This is a genomic window from Achromobacter animicus, from assembly GCF_902859585.1.
Taxonomy (GTDB): Bacteria; Pseudomonadota; Gammaproteobacteria; order Burkholderiales; family Burkholderiaceae_B; genus Achromobacter; species Achromobacter animicus.
The window spans coordinates 53,355-74,872 of sequence record NZ_CADIJM010000011.1 but is presented as its reverse complement, the minus strand read 5'-3'; the positions used below and the strand labels follow the sequence as shown (position 1 = coordinate 74,872).

Annotated in this window: 19 protein-coding genes; 11 read left to right on the top strand and 8 right to left on the bottom strand. The window is 68.0% G+C overall.

Annotation, left to right across the window (positions count from 1 at the left end):
- Window positions 1–19 precede the first annotated feature (19 nt).
- The 3 genes from leuD to HV681_RS21575 form a co-directional block, all read right to left on the bottom strand.
- Complete coding sequence (gene leuD / locus HV681_RS21585; protein ID WP_175124933.1) at window positions 20–667, bottom strand: 3-isopropylmalate dehydratase small subunit; 648 nt, start codon at window positions 665–667, stop codon at window positions 20–22.
- Window positions 664–2,085, bottom strand: a complete 1,422-nt coding sequence (leuC, locus tag HV681_RS21580; RefSeq protein ID WP_175124932.1) for a 3-isopropylmalate dehydratase large subunit — start codon at window positions 2,083–2,085, stop codon at window positions 664–666. The genes leuD and leuC overlap by 4 nt, the downstream gene beginning before the upstream one ends.
- Before the next feature lie 100 nt (window positions 2,086–2,185).
- Window positions 2,186–3,166, bottom strand: coding sequence for a tripartite tricarboxylate transporter substrate binding protein (locus HV681_RS21575; protein ID WP_175124931.1), 981 nt, complete (start codon window positions 3,164–3,166; stop codon window positions 2,186–2,188).
- Between the two features lie 124 nt (window positions 3,167–3,290).
- Here HV681_RS21575 and HV681_RS21570 point away from each other — a divergent pair, with 124 nt between their 5' ends.
- Window positions 3,291–4,214, top strand: coding sequence for a LysR family transcriptional regulator (locus tag HV681_RS21570; protein ID WP_175124930.1), 924 nt, complete (start codon window positions 3,291–3,293; stop codon window positions 4,212–4,214).
- 4 nt (window positions 4,215–4,218) lie between these two features.
- Here HV681_RS21570 and HV681_RS21565 read toward each other — a convergent pair whose 3' ends face one another.
- The 3 genes from HV681_RS21565 to HV681_RS21555 are packed head-to-tail and all read right to left on the bottom strand — an operon-like array spanning window position 4,219 to window position 6,570.
- Window positions 4,219–4,851 carry a flavin reductase family protein gene (locus HV681_RS21565; RefSeq protein WP_175124929.1) on the bottom strand — a complete coding sequence of 211 codons (633 nt, stop codon included), beginning with the start codon at window positions 4,849–4,851 and terminating at the stop codon, window positions 4,219–4,221.
- Between the two features lies 1 nt (window position 4,852).
- Window positions 4,853–5,605 carry a GntR family transcriptional regulator gene (locus tag HV681_RS21560; protein WP_175124928.1) on the bottom strand — a complete coding sequence of 251 codons (753 nt, stop codon included), beginning with the start codon at window positions 5,603–5,605 and terminating at the stop codon, window positions 4,853–4,855.
- Window positions 5,606–5,613: 8 nt separating this feature from the next.
- Complete coding sequence (locus tag HV681_RS21555) at window positions 5,614–6,570, bottom strand: polysaccharide deacetylase family protein (protein ID WP_175124927.1); 957 nt, start codon at window positions 6,568–6,570, stop codon at window positions 5,614–5,616.
- Between the two features lie 230 nt (window positions 6,571–6,800).
- On the opposite strand from HV681_RS21555, the gene HV681_RS21550 reads away from it, so the two are divergent.
- From HV681_RS21550 to HV681_RS21540, 3 genes are read left to right on the top strand one after another with little or no spacing between them, the layout of a single operon-like run.
- Window positions 6,801–7,991: an ABC transporter substrate-binding protein gene (locus HV681_RS21550; protein ID WP_175124926.1), complete on the top strand. Its 1,191-nt coding sequence runs from the start codon at window positions 6,801–6,803 to the stop codon at window positions 7,989–7,991.
- Between the two features lie 27 nt (window positions 7,992–8,018).
- Window positions 8,019–8,897 (top strand): branched-chain amino acid ABC transporter permease, encoded by an 879-nt coding sequence (locus HV681_RS21545; protein ID WP_175124925.1) that lies wholly within the window; start codon window positions 8,019–8,021, stop codon window positions 8,895–8,897.
- Window positions 8,897–11,386 carry a branched-chain amino acid ABC transporter ATP-binding protein/permease gene (locus HV681_RS21540; RefSeq protein ID WP_175124924.1) on the top strand — a complete coding sequence of 830 codons (2,490 nt, stop codon included), beginning with the start codon at window positions 8,897–8,899 and terminating at the stop codon, window positions 11,384–11,386. The genes HV681_RS21545 and HV681_RS21540 overlap by 1 nt, the downstream gene beginning before the upstream one ends.
- Before the next feature lie 127 nt (window positions 11,387–11,513).
- Here the strand turns inward: HV681_RS21540 and HV681_RS21535 are convergent, their stop codons facing one another.
- Window positions 11,514–12,518, bottom strand: coding sequence for an Lrp/AsnC family transcriptional regulator (locus HV681_RS21535; protein ID WP_175124923.1), 1,005 nt, complete (start codon window positions 12,516–12,518; stop codon window positions 11,514–11,516).
- 82 nt (window positions 12,519–12,600) lie between these two features.
- On the opposite strand from HV681_RS21535, the gene HV681_RS21530 reads away from it, so the two are divergent.
- Both HV681_RS21530 and HV681_RS21525 read left to right on the top strand, forming a co-directional pair.
- Entirely contained in the window at window positions 12,601–13,905 is a 1,305-nt protein-coding gene (locus HV681_RS21530) for an MFS transporter (protein WP_175124922.1), read from the top strand.
- 111 nt (window positions 13,906–14,016) lie between these two features.
- Window positions 14,017–15,444: an amidase gene (locus tag HV681_RS21525; RefSeq protein ID WP_175124921.1), complete on the top strand. Its 1,428-nt coding sequence runs from the start codon at window positions 14,017–14,019 to the stop codon at window positions 15,442–15,444.
- A gap of 138 nt (window positions 15,445–15,582) precedes the next feature.
- Here HV681_RS21525 and metK read toward each other — a convergent pair whose 3' ends face one another.
- A complete protein-coding gene (gene metK, locus HV681_RS21520; RefSeq protein ID WP_056327270.1) occupies window positions 15,583–16,746 on the bottom strand; it encodes a methionine adenosyltransferase in 1,164 nt (387 codons plus the stop codon).
- 274 nt (window positions 16,747–17,020) lie between these two features.
- Here metK and HV681_RS21515 point away from each other — a divergent pair, with 274 nt between their 5' ends.
- Genes HV681_RS21515 through xerC form a run of 5 tightly spaced genes read left to right on the top strand, consistent with a single transcriptional unit; the run spans window position 17,021 to window position 21,477 of the window.
- On the top strand, window positions 17,021–17,887 hold the full coding sequence (locus tag HV681_RS21515; protein ID WP_175124920.1) for a lysophospholipid acyltransferase family protein: 867 nt from the start codon (window positions 17,021–17,023) through the stop codon (window positions 17,885–17,887).
- A gap of 39 nt (window positions 17,888–17,926) precedes the next feature.
- The gene (locus HV681_RS21510; RefSeq protein WP_175124919.1) at window positions 17,927–18,817 is read left to right on the top strand and encodes a lysophospholipid acyltransferase family protein; all 891 of its coding nucleotides are present in this window, start codon (window positions 17,927–17,929) and stop codon (window positions 18,815–18,817) included.
- Between the two features lie 30 nt (window positions 18,818–18,847).
- The gene (dapF, locus tag HV681_RS21505) at window positions 18,848–19,759 is read left to right on the top strand and encodes a diaminopimelate epimerase (RefSeq protein WP_175124918.1); all 912 of its coding nucleotides are present in this window, start codon (window positions 18,848–18,850) and stop codon (window positions 19,757–19,759) included.
- A gap of 4 nt (window positions 19,760–19,763) precedes the next feature.
- Entirely contained in the window at window positions 19,764–20,441 is a 678-nt protein-coding gene (locus tag HV681_RS21500; RefSeq protein ID WP_175124917.1) for a DUF484 family protein, read from the top strand.
- Between the two features lie 28 nt (window positions 20,442–20,469).
- Entirely contained in the window at window positions 20,470–21,477 is a 1,008-nt protein-coding gene (xerC, locus tag HV681_RS21495; protein ID WP_286937877.1) for a tyrosine recombinase XerC, read from the top strand.
- Window positions 21,478–21,518 lie beyond the last annotated feature (41 nt).

Sequence of the window (21,518 nt, the reverse complement as noted above, 5' to 3'; positions counted from 1 at the left end):
TTGTCGCGCACGTCACGCGCTAGGCGGCGTCCAGCCGGTCGCGCACCTGACGCGCCACGTCCTTCATCCACGGAAAGCGCGCCCAATGGCGGGCTTCAAAACGCTCGACGTCGGGCAGTTGTTGCAGCGTTGCACCCACCATGTCCTGTCCCTGCGCGAACATGTGCCGATGCCGCGCCGGCAGGTCAAAGTGTGCGGTCCAGCCATCGGCCGCGCGCACCTGCCCGGCCATCACGTCGATGCTGACGCGGTTTGCGCCAGCCGCCGTATTGGACACCTTCGAGAGCAAGGCGTCGACCTCGGCCGGTGGCAACGTCGCCAGCAAGAGGCCGTTGTTGAGCGCGTTGAAGTAGAAGATTTCGCCGAAGCTGGACGCGATCACCGCCCGGATGCCGAACTGCTGCAAGCCCCAGACGGCGTGCTCGCGGCTGGAACCGCAGCCGAAGTTGGGCCCCGCCACCAGAATGGACGTGCCCGCGTACGCAGGCTGGTTCAGCACGCAGTCCGGCCGCGGCGCGCCCGCTTCGTCAAAGCGCAGGTCGTAGAGCAGCCCCTTGTCCAGCCCGGCCTTGTCGATGATGCGCAGGAACTGCTTGGGCATGATCTGGTCGGTGTCCAGATTGGAATACGGCAGCGGCGCGGCCACGCCTTCGGTCATGGCATTCATTTGGCGTCTCCCCAGGTGCGCACGTCGACGATACGGCCCGCCAGCGCAGCCGCTGCGGCCATTGCGGGACTCATCAGGTGCGTGCGCCCTGCCCGCCCCTGGCGTCCCTCGAAATTGCGGTTCGTGGTGGACGCGCAGCGCTCACCGGGGCGCAGCACGTCGTCGTTCATGGCCAGGCACATCGAGCAGCCGGGCTGGCGCCATTCGAAGCCGGCCGCGATCAGGTCGGCGGCCAGCCCTTCGGCTTCAGCCTGCGCGCGCACTGCGCCAGAACCGGGCACCACCATCGCCCGCACCCCCGCCGCCACCTTTTTGCCGCGCGCCAGTTCGGCCACGACACGCAGGTCTTCGATGCGGCCGTTGGTACAGGAACCGATGAAGACGCGGTCGATCGGCACGCCCGCGATGGGCGCGCCCGCGGCCAGGCCGATGTAGTCCATGGCTTTTTCCAGCGCCTGCCGGGCCAGCGCGTCGGGCTCGTCCCGCGGATCCGGCACGGCGCCATCGACCGGCATTGCCTGATCGGGGCTCGTGCCCCAGGTCACAAACGGCGCGATGCGGCCCGCGTCGAACGCGTGTTCCACGTCGAAGCGCGCGTCGTCATCCGAGCGCAGCGTGGCCCACCAGGCGCGCGCGTCGTCCAGCATGGCGCCGCGCAGCTGCGGCGCGTGCACCGTGACGTAGGCATCAGTGACGGCGTCCGGCGCGATCAGTGCGGCGCGCGCGCCGGCTTCGACCGTCATGTTGCACAGGGTCATTCGCGCTTCGGCCGACAGCGCAGCCACCGCCTCGCCGCAGAACTCCACGGCATGACCGCGCGCGCCCTGCGCGCCGATGCGATGCACGATGTAGATCACCAGATCCTTGGCCGACACATGCGCCGGCAGCACGCCGTCGATGCGGATCCGCATGTTGCGCGCCATGCGGTAGACCAGCGTCTGCGTTGCCAGAATGTGCTCGACCTCGCTGGTGCCGATGCCAAAGCCCAGCGCCCCCAACGCGCCGTACGTGGTGGTGTGGCTGTCGCCGCACAGCACCACCATGCCGGGCAGGATCATGCCGTGTTCCGGCGCGATGACGTGCTCGATGCCTTGCAGCGGATCGGTCGTGTCAAATAGCGCGATGTGCTGCGTATCGCAATTGCGCTTCAGGTTCAGCGCCTGCCGCGACGACGCATCGTCCGCAATCACGCGCAGCGCGGAAGGCACGGGATGCGTGGGGATGATGTGGTCCACCACGGCCATCTGCTGGCCCGGGCGCAATACGTCGCGGCCCCGCGCGGCCAGGCCGCTGAAGGCCTGCGGGCTGGTGTACTCGTTCATGATGTGCAGGTCGACGTAAAGCAGCACGTGCTCGGCGTCGATCCGGGCCACTTCATGGCTGGCCACCAGTTTGTCGTAAAGCGTCATGCCGGGCATGTCTGTGCTTCCTTGCTTGAAAGAGGCGCCCGCGGTGCGCGCGGGCGGGTATTGCGGCCGGCGGTATTGCCGCCGGCTATTGCGGGTGCATCCTGCGCGTTCAGTTCGCCTCGATGCCGGCTTCCTTGACGATGCCGGACCAGCGCGTCATCTCGGCGGCTACCATCGCGTCGGTCTTGTCGGGCGTGGTGATCAGCGGTTCAAACCCCTCCCTCTGCATGCGTTGCGTCAGCGCGTCCGTTTTCAGCGCCTGCCCCAGCTTCGCGTTCAGCGTGTCGATCACCGCCTGCGGCGTGCCGGCCGGCGCGCTGACGACGAACCAGGTGTTGAATTCATAGCTAGGCAGACCAGACTCGGCGATGGTCGGCACGTCGGGCAGCAGCGGCGAGCGCTTTGTGCCGGTCACCCCGAGCGCGCGCAGCTTCTTGCCGTCGACCTGCGGTTTGGCGGCGGACAGCACCGGAAAACTCATCTGCACCTGGCCGCTGATCGTGTCGAGCATGGCCGGGCCGCCGCCCTTGTACGGCACGTGCATGATCTGCGTCTTGGACACGGACTTGAAGAGCTCCGCGGCCATGTGGAACGTGCTGCCGGTGCCGGCCGAGCCAAAGCTCAGTTCGTTCGCGGGACGCGCGCGCACGTACGTCAGCAGCTCGCTCACCGACGCGACGGGCAACGAATTGGTGACCGTCAGCACGTGCTGGGACGTGCCCACCGTTCCCACCGAGCGCAGATCCTTCGCGGTGTCGAATGGCATGTTCTTGAAGAGCGCCGGATTGATCGCCAGCGACATGGTGTTGATGCCCAGCGTATAGCCGTTGGGTTCTGCGCGCGCCACGGCCGACATGCCGATGTTGCCGGACGCGCCGGCGCGGTTTTCGACGATCACGCTCTGCCCCAGTTCCTTTGCCCACGCGTCGGCGATCAGGCGGGCCGCGATATCCACGCTGCCGCCCGGCGCGAACGGCACGATCAGCGTCACCGCGCGTTCAGGAAAGGCATTGCTGGCCGCAGCGCCATGGGCCCAACAGGATGCGGCAACGGCCGCGCACAATGCGCCGGCCAATCTGGCTATCTTCATTTCGGGTCTCCTCGTGTGGCCGCGTGGCGCGGCTCTGTATCGGTAAACCCAGTGTATAGGCCGGTTTCATTCTTATAATTCGTGGAATGTATAAATCTTTATTAAATTCAATTTATAAATCGCCATGGACGCGCTCTCCGATCTCGCCTTCTTCTCGCTGGTGGTCAAGCACGGCAACCTCTCGGCCACGGCGCGGGAACTGGGGCTGACGCCGCCCGCGGTCAGCACCCGGCTGGCCAAACTGGAACAGCGGCTGGGCGTGCGTCTGTTGAACCGCACCACGCGACGTGTCAGCGTCACGCAGGAAGGCGAGCTGTACCTGGCCGAAGGCGCGCGCATCCTGGCCGATCTGCAGGCGCTGGAACGGTCGGTGTCCAGTGCCCGCGCCCAACCGCAGGGCCTGCTGCGCCTGAACGCGACGTTCGGCTTTGGACGCGCGCACATCGTGCCGGCCGTTTCGGATTTCTGCAGGCAGTTTCCCGACGTGGAAGTGCAGATGCGCCTGACCGACAGGCCGCTCAATCTGATCGAGGAAGGCTTTGACGTGGCGGTGCGCTTCGGCGACCTGCCGGACGCGCGGCTGACGGCGCGCAGGATCGCCTCAAACCGGCGCCTGCTGTGCGCGTCGCCGCGCTACCTGGAGATTCATGGCGAGCCGCGCGCCCCCGGCGACCTGCAGCGCCACCGCTGCATCGTCGTGCGCGAGAACGACGTGGCCTACGGCACCTGGCGGCTGGAATCCGGCGCGCGCGCGGAAACGGTGAAGGTGCGCGGCCCGGTCAGTTCGAACGACGGCCAGAGCGCGCTGGAATGGGCGCTGGACGGCCACGGCATCGTCATGCGGTCCGAATGGGAAACCGCGGCGCACCTGCGCGCCGGCCGGTTGCAAGAAGTGCTGACCGACTGGCGCACGCCGCCCGCGGATATTCACGCGCTGTACCCGGAACGCCTGAACCTGCCGGCCAAGACGCTGGCGTTCGTGGACTTCCTGTCGCGACGCTTTGCGCGCCGCCTGCGGGCGCCCGGCTCCGGCGCCGCCGTGTGGTGAGGCCTCAGATCTCGTCGATGGCCGTGCTGGCCGGCGCGTTCTTTTCCGCGTCGATGGCGTAGCGGTCTCGCGTCCGCACGTAAAAGCTGGCGCCAAACCGGCCCACCGGAAAGTAATCCTGCAGGCGCACGCGCCACGTCTCCGTGTCGATCAAGCCATCGCGCGCATGCAGCCAGCGCACCTGACCGATGAAGATCTGGCGGCTGGCGGTCTCCATGGTCTCGAACAACGTGCATTCGAAGGCGACGGGCGCCTGCACGATGCGCGGCGGCGCGACGCGGTGGCTGGGCGCGGCGTCCAGACCCGCGTGCGCCAGTTCGCTGACATCGGAGGGCAGGCGGTCGCCGCAGCGGTGCATCTTTTCGGCCATGGCTTCGTCGGTCAGGTGAACGACGAACTCGCGGTCGCGCGCGATGTTGACCGCAGTGTCCTTCAGCCCGCCGTCTTCCAGGCGGTTGATGCTGACCATCACGATGGGCGGGTCCTCGCCCAGCATGTTGAACATGCTGAACGGCGCGGCGTTGACCACGCCGGTCTCGGACAGCGTCGTGATCAGCGCGATCGGACGGGGCACGATCAGGCTGGCCATCAGCTTGTAGCGCTGATATTCGGTGATAGCGTCGAAGTCGATTTCCATGTCAGGCCAGTCCCAGCATCTGGGCAAGGGTTTGCGCGGGCTGCGGGCGCTCAAGGCTGATGCGCCGCTCCAGGTCCGCCAGGTGGTTGTCGTTGGTCCGCACGGCTTCGGCTACGTCGCCGCGCTCCATCATGTCCACGATCAGCACGTGCTCGCCGTGTTCGCAGGCGGCGTTGCCGGGCGGCTCGTACAGCGCCACGATGAGCGAGCAGCGCGAGACCAGCTCGGCCAGGTAGCCGTGCAGGATGGTGTTGCCGGACAGTTCGCCCAGCCGCACGTGAAACGCGCTGGCCTGCCGTGCCCAGGCCGGTTGCCCGGCGCGGTGCAGCAGCGCATGCTCGTCACGTAACTGCTTGCGCAGCGAGGCGTAGTCGGCGCGCGTGGCGCGGGCCGCGGCCAACGGCAGCAAGGCCGCCTCCAGCGCGCGGCGCGCCTGGAAGATCTGGCGGGTGTCCTCGGGCGTGGGTTCGGCCACCACCGCGCCGCGGTTGTGGTGCAGGTCCACGACGTGCTCGTGCGCCAGCCGCTGCAACGCCTTGCGCGCCACCGATCGCGATACGCCGAACAGGTCGCAGATCGCGGCCTCGGGCAGCTTGGTGCCAGGCGTCAGGCGCTGGCTCATCACGCTTTCGTAGACCGCCTCGCAGATGCGGCGTTCCATGTCGGCGTCGGGCAGGACGTCATCGTCCGCGGCGGGCTTGGGGGGTTTGGACCGCGCGGCGGCGGCGCGGCGGGATTGGGTTGGACTTGGCACTGCGGCTCCTAAACGATCACACCCGGCGGCAAGCCGTCCACATGCCGGCAGATCTCGCCTGGCGTGGTGAACCAGATCTCGCCGCGGTCACGGGCGGCGGCCAGTGGCGCCAGCGCGCGCCGCAGGTGACGCAACCGGTATGGCTGGCCGACGATGTAGGGATGCAGCGCAATGCCCATGACCAGCGGCTGGCGCACCGCCTGCGCGCGCATCTCCTCGAACTGGTCAAGGATCATATCGGCAAAATCGCGCGCGTCCATCTTGCGGCCCATGATCATCGGAATGTCGTTGAGTTCCTGCGGATACGGAATGGCCCACAGGTCGCCCGCGCGGGTGCGCATACGCATGGGCTGGTCGTCGTGGCACCAATTCAGGGTGTAGCGGTAGCCCGCCTCGGCCAGCAGGTCGGGCGTGGCGTGGCTTTCCGAAATCCACGGCGACAGCCAACCCGCCGGCTCGCTGCCCGCGTGCCGCAGGATGCGATCGCGGCAGTGCGCTAGCAGCGCGCGTTCCTCGGCCTCGGGCAATCCGCCCTGCCGGTGCGCGTTGCTGTAGCCGTGTCCGATGAGCTCGTCGCCGCGCGCCAGGAAGGCGTCCACCAGATCGGGGCAATGCTCATACAGCGCGGTATTGATCAACACGCCGGCGGGCAGGCGCAGCTCGTCGAAGAGTTCCAGGCAGCGCCACGCGCCCACGCGGTTGCCGTATTCGCGCCAGGCGTAGTTCAGGACGTCCGGATGGGGCGACGCCGGGCCGAGTTCCGCGCCCAGTCCTTCCCCGAACGCGAAGTGCTCGATGTTGAAGCCCAGGTACACGGCCAGGCGTGCGCCGTTCGGCCACGAATAGTCGGCGCGGCCCGCGATGGCGCGGTACGGGAAGCGGCCGTGGCTGGCCAGCGGTTGCGGCGTCCAGGCGGCGTTGCCTTCGCGCCCCGGTTTAGTGCTTGGAAGCGAGGATGGATTCATTTTGGTGCAAATCCTGAAGCATGATTGTGAACAAAATCGCTGCGGTTTTGGCGACAAAATCCTGACATCGGTGTGCACATATCCCGCCTACACTGCCCGCGCCCAGCGGCGGCGGGGCGAAAGCGGCATGCAGCAATGAACGCGGATCAGGTGGCATGGATCTTGCATAAGGGAACGAAGCAGCACTTAACCCCATGCAAGATTCATTCCACTTTTTCAGGAGTGTCCCGATGACCCCGACCCGTCGTTCCTTTATGCGCCACGCGGCCGCCGCCGCGCTTTTCGCCGCGGGCCTTGCCTCGCAGTCGGCGCTGGCAGCGGACCCGATCAAGATCGGTCTGATCACCGCGCTGTCCGGGGAGTCGGCGCGCGCCGGCGAAGCGCTGACGCGCGGCATCACCATCGCCATTGACGAGATCAACGCGCGCGGCGGCTTGTTGGACGGCCGCCAGGTCGTGCTGGTGCGCCGCGACGACGAAGGCAATCCTGCCAAGGGCATGGCCGCCGCGCGCGAGCTGATCTACAAGGAAAAGGTCGCCGTGCTGTTCGGCGGCCTGGACACGCCGGTCTCGATGGCCATCGTTCCCATCGTGAACCAGGAGAAGGTGCCGTTCATGGGGCCGTGGGCCGCGGGCACCGCCATCACGCAGAACAAGGGCAATCCCAACTTCGTGTTCCGCGTGTCGGCGATGGACGAGATCGTCGACAGCGCGATGGTCCAGTACGCGAAGAAGACGTTCCAGAGCGCCAAGCCAGGCATGATCCTGGTGAACAACCCCTGGGGCGAATCCAACGAGAAAGGCCTGAACGCCGCGCTGGCCACCGCCAAGATCACGCCCGCCGGCGTCGAAAAATTCCAGCCCAACGATCTGGACATCGTGCCGCAACTGAGCCGCCTGAAGGCCGCCGGCGCCGACACGCTGTTCCTGGTCGGCAACGTGGGTCCGTCCGCGCAGGTGGTGAAGTCGCTGGACCGCATGGGTTGGAAGGTGCCGATTGTGTCGCACTGGGGCCCGGCCGGCGGCCGCTTCACAGAACTGGCCGGTCCCAACGCCAAGAACGTGCACTTCGTGCAGACCTACAGCTTCTTCGGCAAGCAGGGCCCGGTGGGCGACAAGGTGATGCAGGCGCTCAAGACCAAGTATTCCGACATCAAGGGTCCGCAGGACATCACGCCGGCCGTGGGCGTGGCCAACGCGTACGACGGCATGCAGCTTGCCGCGCTGGCCATCGCGCAGGCCGGCTCGACCGATGGCGACGCGGTGCGCCAGGGCTTCTACAAGATCGGCAAGTACGAAGGCCTGATCAAGACGTATGAGCAGCCTTTCACGCCGGCCTCGCACGATGCGCTGCGTGAGGACGACTACGTGTGGACGCAGTTCATCGACAACCGCATCCTGCCCGTCAAGGGCGTGCAGTAAAGCGGCCAGACGCCGCGGGAGACGCGCATGTTGTTGATGTCCGCCATCGTCAGCGGCCTGGGACTGGGAAGCATGTATGGGCTGATGGCCCTGGGCTTTTACCTGACCTATGCCGTGTCCGGCACGGTGAACTTCGCCCAGGGCAGTTCCATGATGCTGGGCGCCGTGCTGACCTACACGTTCGCCCAGACGCTGGGCTGGCCGCTGGCCGTGGCGCTGCTGTTTGCGCTGGCGCTCTGCGCGCTGTACGGCCTGGTCGTGGAGCGGCTGGCGGTGCGGCCGTTTGCCAGCCGCGGCTCCAATGCGTGGCTCATGTCCACGGTGGCGCTGGGCATCGTGCTGGACAACGTGGTCATGTTCACGTTCGGCAAGGAGCCGCGCAGCCTGCCCTCTCCGCTGGCGCAATCGCCGCTGGAGATCGGCGGGCTGGGCCTGGGCATCTATCCGCTGCAACTGCTGATCCCGGTGGTGGGTCTGGCGCTGGCGGCTGCGCTGCACACCTTGTCGCGCCGCACGCGCTGGGGCGTGGCGCTGCTGGCCGTGGTGCAGAACCCGAACGCCGCGCGGCTGATGGGCATCCCCGTGCGCCACGCCATCATGGCCGCCTTCGCGGTGTCCACGCTGTTCGCGGGCGTGGCCGGCGCGCTGGTCGCGCCGCTCTTTAACGTGCAGGCGGACATGGGCACGCTGTTCGGTTTGAAGGCCTATGTGGTCGCCATCCTGGGCGGCATCACCAGCGCATGGGGCGTGATGATCGCGGGCTTGCTGTTCGGCGTGGTCGAAGCGCTGATCACCGTGGCGCTGGGCTCCGGGTATACGCAGATCATCAGCTTCACGCTGGTGATCGTCATGTTGGCCGTGCTGCCCAATGGCCTGTTCGGGCGCGCCGATGTGAGGAAGGTCTGATGAACAAGCAATCCGCAATGCGCTGGCTGCCGCCGGCGCTGTATGCCCTGCTGGCCGTGGCGGCGCTGATGCTGGCCGCCACCGTCAACGGCTACTACGTTTTCGTGCTGGGCAATGTGGCGCTGCTGGCGCTGGCCGGCATCGGCCTGAACGTGCTGCTGGGTCTGACCGGCCAGATGTCGTTCGGCCACGCGGGCTTTTATGCCATCGGCGCGTACACCGTCGCGATCCTGACCGGCCAGGCCGAATGGAGCTTCTGGCTGGCGTGGCCGGCCGCCGCGCTCGTGTGTGGCGCGTTCGGCCTGCTGCTCGCCGTGCCCGCGCTGCGCGTGAAAGGCCCGTATCTGGCGATGATCACCATCGCCTTCGGCTTCATCGTGGAACACGCGCTGATCGAAGGCGGCTCGGTCACGGGCGGGCAGAACGGCCTGATGGGCATCGTGCAGCCGGCCCTCGGCAGCCTGGGCGGCGACCGCGGCGTGGCCATGCTTGCCATCGTGGCGGTGTTTGCCGCGCTGATCGGCTATGCGCTGCTGTCGCGCGGCGCGTGGGGCGCGGCCATGCGCGCGGTCAAGGACAGCGAGACAGCAAGCGAATCCATCGGCATCAATCCGCTGGTGGTCAAAGCGGTGGCCTTCATGGTGTCGGCCGCGGTGGTCGGCCTGGCGGGCGGGCTGTATGCACCGCTCACGGGCATGATCACGCCGCACAATTTCAACTTCATGCAGTCCATCCTGTTCGTGCTGGCGGTGACCATCGGCGGCGCGGGCTCGCTGGCCGGGCCGCTGCTGGGCGCGGTGGTGGTGGGCCTGCTGCCCGAAGTGCTGTCCAGCCTGGAGGAATACCGCTTGCTGTTCTTCGGCGCCTTCCTGCTGGTGGTGTTGTGGGCCGCGCCCGAAGGCGCCGCCGGGCTGCTGGCGCGCTGGCGGCGGCGCGCGCAGACGCAAGGGCTTGCGCCTCGCCACGGCGCGTTGCCTGCGACCGCGCGTGCGCGCCGCACGTTGCAGGCCGACGCGCTCACCATGACCTTCGGCGGCGTGCGCGCCGTGCAGGCCGTGTCGTTCACGGTGCCGCCCGGTGCGGTGACGGCGCTGATCGGCCCCAACGGCGCGGGCAAGTCCACCGTCATCAACATGCTGAGCGGCTATTACCAGCCGACAAGCGGCCGCGTGGCGCTGGGCGATGCCCCGCTGGCCGCGCTGCCCGCGCATCGCGTGGCGCGCAGCGGCATTGCACGCACCTACCAGACCTCGCAGCTCTTCGACACGCTGAGCGTCGAAGACAACGTCGCGCTGGGCATGCTGCGCGGACGGTTGGGCGGGCTGCTGGCGTCGCGCCGCTACCTGGCGCCCGACGTGCGCGAACGCGCGCGCGCCCTGCTCGCGTTCTGCGGCTACGAAGGCGCGCTGGACATTCCCGCGGCGGACCTGCCGCACGTGGACCGGCGGCTGGTGGAGATTGCGCGCGCGCTGGCCACCGATGCCGACGTGCTGCTGATGGACGAGCCCGCGGCCGGACTGTCGCGCGAGGACAAGACGCGGCTGGCCGGGCTGCTGCGGCGCATTGCCGAGGCGGGCGCGGGCGTGCTGCTGGTCGAGCACGACATGACGCTGGTGATGGGCGTGTCCGACCACATCGTGGCGATCGACGCCGGACGCGAACTGGCGCAGGGCAGCGTCGCCCAGATCCAGCAATCGCCTGAAGTGCGGCAGGCCTATCTGGGCGACGAGGCGGCCCGCCGGGCGCCCGCCGCGCGGCGCAGGCCGGCGGGCGAGGCGCTGCCGCCCGAGGTGCTGGGTGTGGGCAATCTCACGACCGGCTACGGCGCCAATCCCGTGCTGCACGGCATCGACCTGCAGGTCAGGCAAGGCGAGATGGTGGCGCTGCTGGGCGCGAACGGCGCGGGCAAGTCCACGCTGATGCGCACGCTAGCCGGGCTGCACCGGCCCGCGCAGGGCGGCATGCACCTTCAGGGTCAGGAGCTGCACGGTCTGGCCGCCGACCGCATCGTGGCGCGCGGCCTGGTGCTGGTGCCGGAAGGACGTCAGGTGTTTCCGGGACTGAGCGTGCTGGACAACATCCGCCTGGGTGCCTTCCTGCATCCGCAGGATCGTGAGGCGCGTGTCGAGGAAATGCTGACGCGCTTTCCGCGGCTGCGCGAACGGCTGCACCAGCGCGCGGGGTTGCTGTCGGGTGGTGAACAACAGATGCTGGCGATCGCTCGCGGCCTCATGGCCAAGCCCGTGATCCTGCTGCTGGACGAGCCGTCGCTGGGCCTGGCGCCCAAGATCATCGACGAGCTGTTCGATGCGCTGGACCGGCTGCGCAAGGAGTCGATGACCATCCTGCTGGTGGACCAGATGGCGGCGCTGGCGCTGTCCCTGGCCGACCGCGCGTACGTGCTGGAATCCGGCCGGGTCGCCGCGCATGGCGCCGCGCAAGACATTGCCAAGGACGGCGCGCTGGCGCGCGCGTATCTCGGGGCATAGCGGAAGTGAGGCGCCGAGGCGGCCGCCTGGAAGTGTGGCCGCCGGAAGGGCCTAATGGGTCTGGAGGGTCTGAAGGGCTGGAAGGGCCGGAAGGGCCGGAAGGGCCGAAGGCGGCCCCGCGTGAACATCACGCGGCGTCCGCCCCCAGCCGCGCACCCGCGCGCACAATGCCGCAACGCTTGTGCGCGCGCATCACCACGCCGACTTCGCTGTTCAGCACGCCGTCCAGCTCGCCCAGCCGCCGCGTCACCACGTCCCAGAGATGCAGGCTGTCGCGGCACAGCACGTGCCAGAAAAGCTGCGACGCGCCGCTGGTGCCGAACAGGCAGCGGGTATTGGGGTCCAGCGCCAGATGCGCGGCCAGCGCGTCCACCGTTTGCGGACGCACCTGCACCGAGATCACCGCTTCCACCGGAAAGCCGACCAGCGCCGGCTCGACTTCCACGCGAAAGCTCAGCGCCCGGCGCTCCACCAGGTTCTGCAGCAGGCGATGCGCGGTGGGCTCGCTGACGCCGGATCGTTCGGCCAGCTCCGCCAGGCTGGCGCGGCCATCGCGCATCAGGTGCGACACCATGCGCTGCTCGGGATCGGTCAGCGCGGCTGGCGGGGACAGCAGCGGCGCGTCCGCATCGCCTTCAGACGCCGGCTGAATCCGCCACTGGCCCGCGCGCCGGAACGGCCGAAGCACCAGCCGCGCCTCCACGTGCTCCACCCCGTCGATGGACGGCAGCACGTGGGTCACGACGTCCGGCATATCGGCCGCGTCGGCCAGCGTCAGCTCGGCCATCAGATCGGCGGAACCGGCCAGTGTCACCACGAGCTGGCTGATGTCCAGCTTCGCGAGTTGGTCGGCCACGTCCGGCACCCGGCCAGACCGGCAGCGCACCCAGGCGTGCAGCACCACGCCGCGGCCGGTGGCCAGCGGGTCCGGTTCCGCGATGACGCGCAGCGCGTCCGCGTCCATCAGGCGCTTGATGCGCCGCGCGACGGTTCGCTCGGCGATGCCGGTCGCCGCGCCCAGCTCGCGCCAGGACGCGCGAGGCTGCGCCTGCAGCGCGACGAGGCACGCGAGATCCGTGTCGTCCAACGCGGCGCTTAGGGAATTACCCTTACTTGACGTGACCATATCCATTAATCTAACGTTCGCGCATTGATAAAAACACAAAATTTAGTGGTCTATTTGACCAAAAAACAAAACACAATTTGAGGACGTCATGAGCAGCACATCCGCAACCTTGCGCGCGGCGCAAGGCGCAAGCGCCCCGCCCGTTTCGCGCGGCCGCACGATTCTGGCCGGTAGTGTAGGCAATGCGGTGGAATGGTTCGATTGGACCATCTACGCGTCGTTCGCCATTTTCTTTTCCAGCCAGTTCTTCCCGCCCGGCAACGAAACCACTGCCCTGCTTGCGACGTTCGGCATCTTCGCGGTGGGCTTCTTCATGCGTCCGGTGGGCGGATGGGTGCTCGGCATCTTCTCCGACCGCTACGGCCGCAAGGCCGCACTGGGCCTGACGATTTTGATGATGGCGGGCGGCTCGCTCATCATCGCCATCACGCCGACCTACGCCACCATCGGCATCGCTGCGCCGCTGCTGCTGACCGCCGCGCGCCTGCTGCAAGGCCTGTCGCTGGGCGGAGAGTATGCCTCGGCCACGACCTTCCTGGCGGAAATGGCGCCGCCGAACAAGCGCGGCTTCTATTCCAGCTTCGTCTTCTTCAGCGCCGCGGTCGGCATCCTGGCCGCCTCGGCCGTGGGCTGGATCCTGACCACCGTTCTCACCAAGGCCGACATGGCCGAGTGGGGCTGGCGCATCCCGTTCCTGTTGGGCGCGCTGGGCGGCCTGGCCGGCATGTGGATCCGCCGTGCCATCCCGGAAACCGAAGCCTTCTCGCACGCCAAGAAGGCCGGCATCGAAAAGCAACCCCTGCGCACGCTGCTGCGCGACCATCCGCGCGAAGTGCTGCGCATCGTGGGCTTCTCGGTCCTGACCACGTTCGCGTTCTACATCTTCGTGGCCTACGTGCCCACCTACGCCATCCGGCAGGTCGGCGCCGACCCCAAGACCGCGTTTGCGGCCAACACCGTCGCGCTGATCGTATTCATGCTGGTGCAGCCGCTGTTCGGCATGCTGTCCGACCGCATCGGCCGCAAGCCCCAACTGATCTTCTTTGCCGCCGGCTACCTGATCTTCTTCTATCCGGTCATGACCACGCTCGGGCCGTCATTCGGTTCGATCCTGGCCGTCGAACTGTTCGGTTTGGTGCTCTACGCGATGTACACCGCGATCGCCCCGGCCATCATGTCCGAGCAGTTTCCCACCAGCGTGCGCGCCGTCGGCATCGGCACGCCGTACAACCTGGTCGTCGCGCTGCTGGGCGGCACCACGCCCTACCTGCTGACCTGGCTGCAAAGCAAGGGCATGGAGCGCTGGTTCTTCTATTACGTGCTGGCGGGCGCCGTGATCACACTGATCACCTTCATCCGCATGCCTGAGACGAAAGGCCAGGTCCTGAAATAGACCAGCCCCGGTAGGCCATCCCGGTAGGCCGTCCCCCGCTCAGCCATCCCGATCAGATCGCTTTCCGGTCCCGCCGAGGACCGGAAGGCTTTTTCCATTTCGACGAGACACATGCCCGCCCAAGACACCACTCCGCATTTCCAGGACGCCCGCCAGCTTGCCCGCGCCATCCGCGAGCGCAAGCTCCGGTCGCGCGATCTTACCCTGCATTTCCTCGACCGCATCGAGCGCGGCGCCGCACTGGCCGCCTACAGCGTGGTCACGGCCGAGCGCGCGCTGGCGCAGGCTGAGGCGGCAGACCGTTTGCTGGACGCCGGCATCACTCTGGGCCCGCTGCATGGCGTGCCGGTCGCAGTGAAGGACAGCGTGCAGTGGGAAGGCACGCCGTGCACCGGCGGCTCGCAGGCGCGCGCCGGCGTCGTCAGCACGGAAACCGCCGCGGCAACGCGCGGGCTGGCGGCGCAAGGCATGGTGATCCTGGGCAAGACGCGCATGACGGAGTTCGCGTTCGGGCTGTCGGGACAGAACCCGACGCAGGGCACCGCCCGCAATCCGTGGGACGCAACGGTGGCGCGCGCGCCGGGTGGCTCGTCCAGCGGCGCGGGCGTGGCGGTCGCGGCCGGTCTGACGCCGCTGGCGCTGGGCGGCGACACCGGCGGCTCGGTGCGCGCGCCGGCGGCGTTGAATGGCGTGGTCGGCTACAAGCCGTCCTCCGGCCTTATCAGCCGCGCGGGCTGCCTGCCGCTGTCCGACACGCTGGACGTGCTGGGCCCGATTGCGCGCAGCGTCGGCGACGCCCGTCTCCTGACCCAACTGCTGGCCGCCCCGGACGTCGATGACGGCGCCACGCTGGCGCTGCCGGCCGCCCGCTTCACCAGCCTGCGTCACACCGCCGCGCGCCAGCCGGGCGCCGTCGCCGTACTGGCGCCGCAGGCCTGGCCGGCCCCGCTGACCGACGAGGCGCTGCAAACCTGGCACGCGGCGCAGGGACGCCTGGCAGAGGCTGGCTTTACGCCCACCGCCTGGCACCCGCCCGCCTCGCTGTCCTTTGCGCGCATGGCGGAAGACAACTCGCTGGTGCTGGCGTACGAGGCCTTCCGCTATTTCGGCGCTTTGGCCGAAGACGCCTCGCAACCGTTGTGGGACGTGGTGCGCGCGCGCATCGCCGCTGGCGGCCGGATCACGCAGGCCAGCTACGAGGCCGCGCTGCTGCGCCGCCAGGCCGACATGGCGGCTTTCGAAACAGCCATGCGGGGCGTTGACGCCCTGCTCATGCCCGCCAGCGATCAGGCCGCCCAGGCGCTGGACTCGCAGGACACGCGCCACGCCGGCCTGGGCAAGCTGCTGCGCCCGGCCAACTTCCTCGGCGCGGCGGCGATTGCGCTGCCGGCGGGCCTGGACATGGACGGCATGCCGTGCGCCGTGCAACTGCTGGCGCCCGCAGGCGGTGACGCCGCGCTGCTGGACTGCGCAGCGGCGCTGGAAACGGTGCTGTCTCCAACGCCGCTGCAGCCGGACCTGTCGGCCTGGGGTCTTTGACGCCGCGCGCAGCCACGGCAGAAGCCCGGCCCGGCCGGCGCGCGCCGTGAATCAAGAACGCCGTTCATCGGCGGCACAAAACGAAAAAGCGCCCAATCGGGCGCTTTTCGTTATCCGCATCGCGGATCCTGGATCGCGTCAGGCGGACTTCTTCAGTTCCTGGACCTTGTCCGTGGCTTCCCACGAGAACTCGGGCTCGGAGCGGCCGAAGTGGCCATAGGCGGCGGTCTTGGTGTAGATCGGGCGCAGCAGGTCCAGCATGTTCACGATGCCCTTCGGACGCAGGTCGAAGTGCTCGCGCACCAGCTTGGCGATCTGGTCGTCGGGGATGACGCCGGTGCCTTCCGTGTAGACGGTGATGTTGATGGGTTCGGCCACGCCGATGGCGTAGCTGACCTGCACCTGGCACTGGCGCGCCAGACCGGCGGCCACGATGTTCTTGGCCACGTAACGGGCGGCGTAGGCGGCCGAACGGTCGACCTTGGACGGATCCTTGCCCGAGAACGCGCCGCCGCCGTGCGGGCAAGCGCCGCCGTAGGTGTCGACGATGATCTTGCGGCCGGTCAGGCCGCAATCGCCTTGCGGGCCGCCGATGACGAAGCGGCCGGTCGGGTTGACCAGGAACTTGGTCTTGGGCGTGATCAGGCCTTCGGGGAAGCTGGGCTTGATGATGTCTTCGATGACCGCTTCGCGGATGGTCTCTTGCGAGACTTCCGGCGCGTGCTGGGTCGACAGCACCACGGTGTCGACTTCGGCGGGACGGCCGTCGACGTAGCGGAACGTGACCTGCGACTTGGCGTCCGGGCGCAGCCAGCCCAGGCGGCCGTCCTTGCGCAGTTCGCTCTGACGCTGCACCAGGCGGTGCGCGTACCAGATCGGGGCAGGCATCAGGTCAGGGGTTTCGTCGCAGGCGTAGCCGAACATCAGGCCTTGGTCGCCGGCGCCCTGGTTCAGGTAGTCTTCCGAGCTGCGGTCCACGCCCTGCGCGATGTCGGGCGACTGCTTGTCGTAGGCGACGAGCACCGCGCAACCCTTGTAGTCGATGCCGTATTCGGTGTTGTCGTAGCCGATGCGGCGGATCGTGTCGCGCGCGACCTGGATGTAATCGACGTTGGCGGTGGTGGTGATTTCGCCAGCCAGCACGACGAGACCGGTGTTGCACAGCGTTTCGGCTGCAACACGCGCGTTGGGGTCTTGCGTGAAGATGGCGTCGAGGATCGAATCGGAGATCTGGTCGGCAACCTTGTCGGGGTGCCCTTCGGAGACGGATTCGGAAGTGAAGAGAAAATCGTTGTTGGCCACAGATGCGTCCTTATTGTCCGGTCTTGCCGGCGCATAGGTTCTCGAGGCGCGTTGCACCCCGGTCTGCATGCAATGCCAACTGGGCGCGACGCTTTAGCGGATTTGGCGCAGGCTGCGCGAAGCGCAGTACCCTTGCCGTCGCCCCGCAAGTTGTCGGTTAACTCGGCGACTGGGCGCATTTTAAGCGAAAATGCCGTTCTTATGCTTGTTGCCGGGGTGTATCCATATGCCTCGATCAGCAGTATTACCCTGCCCGATTTCAACCTTTTGACGCATGTTGCTGCCTCTGTTCCGACTTTTTGCCGCCCTGCCGCTCCCCGTCGCGCATGCGATCGGAAGGTTCGCGGGACGCGCCATCTACGCCTTGCCGGGCAAGTACCGGCGGCGCCTGCAGGCCAATGCGGCGCAGGCGGGCTACCCCGGCGCGGCGTTCGCCCGGCGCGCGGCGGCTGAAGCCGGCGCGATGATTCTCGAGAATCCCCGCGTCTGGTTCCGCAACCAGGAAAGCCTGGCGCAGGTGGTCTCCGACGATGACGACGTGGTCGCCGCCGCCCGCGCCGAGAACCGCGGCATCCTGTTTCTGACGCCGCACCTGGGCTGCTTTGAGATCACCGCGCGCTACCTGGCCCGCCAGATGCCCATGACGGTGATGTTCCGCCCCCCGCGCAAGGAAGCGCTGGCGCCCTTGCTGGAAACGGCGCGCAACAGCTCGGCCGTCAATGCGGTGCCCGCCAACATGCAGGGCGTGCGGGAGTTCGTGCGCGCGCTGCGCCGCGGCGAATCCGTCGGCATGCTGCCCGACCAGGCGCCCAGCGTGGGCGACGGCGTGTGGGTGCCGTTCTTCGGGCGCCTGGCCTACACCATGACGCTGCCCGGCAAGCTTGCATCGCAGACCAACGTCCCCATCATCCTCACGGCCGGCGAACGCCTGCCCAAGGGCCGAGGCTGGCGCATCCACTACGTGCGCGTGCCCGAGCCGCTGCCCGCCGAGCCCGAGGCCCAGGCCGCCCTCATCAACGCCGCGATGGAAACGCTGATCCGCCGCTGCCCCGACCAGTACCTCTGGAGCTACAACCGCTACAAGACTCCGCGCGGCGCGACCCCGGCGCCCGACGCTGAACCGGCGCCCCCGACCGCTTGAACCCTGGCTCATCCCGCCGTCCGGTCTCCATCCACATCCATGAACGATAGAAAAACGCGCACGCTGGTTACCCTGCTGAAATGGTTCGGCCGCATCAAGCCGTCGACGCGCCTGCGCATCGGCGCGGTGTTGGGCTGGCTGGCGCCGCGGCTGGCCAAGTCGCGCGCGCGCATCGTCCGCCGCAATCTTGAACTGAGCTTTCCCGACCAGCCCGAGGCCGTGCGTGAACAGTGGGTGGCCGATCACTTCCGCGCGCTGGCGCAATCCATCGTCGACCGCGGCGTGCTGTGGTACGGCACGCCCGAGGCCATCAAAGAGATGGTCACGCAGACCGGCGCCGACCGCATCAACGCGCTGACGGCCGAGGGCCGCTCGGTCATCCTGCTTGCGCCCCACTTCATCGCGCTGGACGCCGCCGCCACCCGCCTGACCATGGAAGTGCCCAGCGCGGCCACCATGTATACGCCGCAAAGCGATCCGCACATCGACGCCGTCGTGGCCGCCGGGCGCGCGCGCTTCAATGAAGTATTCCTGGTCAGCCGCAAGGACGGCGTGCGCGACCTGATCCGGCACCTGCGCGCCCCGCGCCCGGTCTACTACCTGCCCGACATGGACTTTGGCCGGCAGGGCTCGGTCTTCGTGCCGTTCTTCGGCGTGCCCGCCGCCACGCTGCTCGCGACGGCGCAGCTCGCCCAGAAATGGAACGCCGCCGTCCTGCCGATCGTGGGGTTCTGGAATCCTGACACCGGCAAGTACCATGTCGACGTGCTGCCGCCACTTGACGACTTTCCGGGCGACGACACGCTGGAAGCGGCCACCGCCCGCCTGAACCGCGAACTCGAATCCTGGGTGCGCCGCTGCCCCAGCCAGTATTACTGGGTGCACCGCCGCTTCAAGACACGCCCCGAAGGCGAAGCCAAGCTGTACTGAACCGCGGCGCGCACTCGCCGCACCGCGAGAATGGGGGATAATCCGCAGATGAACTGGAACTTCACCAAAATGCACGGCGCGGGCAACGATTTCGTTGTGCTCGACGGGGTCCGCCAGACCATCGAGATGACGCCCGAACGCGCGCGCGCCCTCGGCGACCGCCACTTCGGCGTCGGCGCCGACCAGATCCTGCTGGTCGAACGCGCCACGCGGCCGGACGCCGACTTCCGCTACCGCATTTTCAATTCCGACGGATCCGAGGTCGAACACTGCGGCAATGGCGCCCGCTGCTTCGTGCGCTTCGTGCACGAGCAAGGCCTGTCCGACCACAATCCGCTTCGCGCCGAGATCGCCACCGGCATCCTCGTCCTGGACGAAGGCGACGACGAGCAGGTCACCGTGGAAATGGGCAGCACCCGCTTCGATCCGGCCGCGCTGCCCTTCGACACCGCCGGCCTGCCTTCCGTCACGCAGGGCCAGGACACCCTCTGGGAACTGGACCTCGACGCCCCCGCCGGATTTCCCCGCACGGTCACTCTGTCCGCCGTCGCCATCAGCAACCCGCACGCCGTGCAGGTCGTCGACAACGTCGACACCGCGCCCGTCGCCGTGCTGGGGCCGCTGATCGAAACCCATCCGCGCTTTGCGCGCCGCGTCAACGCCGGCTTCATGCAGGTTGTCGACCGCAACAACATCCGCCTGCGCGTCTTCGAGCGCGGTGTCGGCGAAACGCTGGCCTGCGGCACGGGCGCCTGCGCCGCCGTCGCGGCCGGCATCCGCCGCGGCCTGCTCGATTCGCCCGTGCGCGTACAAGCGCTCGGCGGCGTGCTGACCGTCGCCTGGAACGGCGAACAACTCCGCATGACCGGCCCGGCCGAATCCGTCTTCACGGGCCAGGTCGACATCGACAAGCTCGTCTTTTCCATGGCGCTGAACCGATAACTCTATGACCGATACCGCTTTCACCGCCCAGGACATCGCAACCTTCCTGCAAGAGAACCCCGGCTTCTTCGACGACCACGCCGAAGTCTTCGCCACCCTGCAGGTGCCGCATCCGCACGGTTCGCGCGCCATCTCGCTGGGCGAACGCCAGATCCTCACGCTGCGCGAGCGCACCCGCGAACTCGAATGGCGCCTGAACGAACTGGTCCGCAACGCCACCGCCAACGAGACCATCGGTTCGCACGTGGCCAAGTGGTGCTGCCGCCTGCTGTCCGAATGCGATCCTCAGCTGGTGCCCGGCGAAATCGCGCTGGGCCTGGCCGAACAATTCGAACTGAACCACGTGGCGCTGCGCCTGTGGAACCTGTCTGACCTGCCCGATCACGGCTACGGCGAGCCCGTATCCGATGACGTGCGCACCTTCACCGACAGCCTGAAGACGCCGTATGTCGGCGCCGACACCGCCTTCGAAGCAGTGGCGTGGCTGGACGCCAAGCCCAAGTCGCTGGCGCTGGTTCCGTTGCGCCTCGAAGCCGACGGCGCCGCCGTGGGCCTGCTGGTGCTGGGTTCAGACGACCCGGAACGTTTCACGCCGGAAATGGGCACGACGTTTCTTGAATCCGTCGGCCAGCTGGCGTCGGCGGCTTTGCACCGGTTGAATCCGGCCTCGCCCAAGGCGTAGGGCTGCCGGGGCGGACAAGGACAACGCGATGCAGAACGCCGAGCAGAATGCGAAGCACGAAGCCGAGCAAGCCAACAATCCGCCCCCGCTGCCGGATCCGATGCGCGCCTGGCTGCGCCATCTGGAGACCAACCGCCGGTACTCGCCCCATACGTTGGACGGCTACCAGCGCGAACTGCATTTTCTGCGCGAACTGGCCGACAAGGCCGGTCTGCCGCTCGACAAGCTTGGCAACGGCCACATCCGGCAGTTCGTCGCGCGCCTGCACGCGCAGGGCCGCGGTCCGCGCAGTCTGGCCCGCACACTCGCGGCGTGGCGCGGTTTCTATCAATGGTGGGCGCCTGCCGTCGAACTGGCCGGCAATCCCGTCGCGGGCGTACGCGCGCCCAAAGCGCCCCGTGGCCTGCCCAAGGCCTTGTCGGTCGAACAGACCCAGGCTCTGCTGGAAAGCGCACCGGCACAGGTCGCCACCGAACCGGCCGCGCTGCGCGATCAGGCCATGTTCGAGCTGTTGTATTCCAGCGGACTGCGGCTGTCGGAACTGGTGGGACTGGACCTGTGCTACGAGCGCACCGCCGATTACGAGTCGCGCGGCTGGCTGAATCTGGATGATGCCGAAGTCGTGGTGCTGGGCAAGGGCGGTAAACGCCGCTCAGTGCCGGTCGGTCAGCAGGCCCTGGCCGCGCTGCGCAAGTGGATCGAGGTGCGTCCGCAGCTTGCGCTGCCCTCGCCGCCGCCCGCAGACGCGGCCGCGCTATTCCTGGGCGCCCGCGGACGCCGCATTTCACCCCGCGTGGTGCAGTTGCAGCTTGCGCGCATCGCGCAGACGGCGGGCGTGCCCACGCATGTGCACCCCCACGTGCTGCGCCACAGTTTCGCCAGCCACGTCCTGCAATCCGCGCAGGACCTGCGCGCCGTGCAGGAGATGCTGGGCCACGCCAATATCTCGACCACGCAGATCTACACGCGGCTGGATTTCCAGCATCTGGCCAAGGCCTACGACCAGGCCCATCCGCGCGCTGGGCGCAAGTCCTGACCTTTCTTGGCGAGGCGCTCGTCCAGCCTGATCAAAGGCCC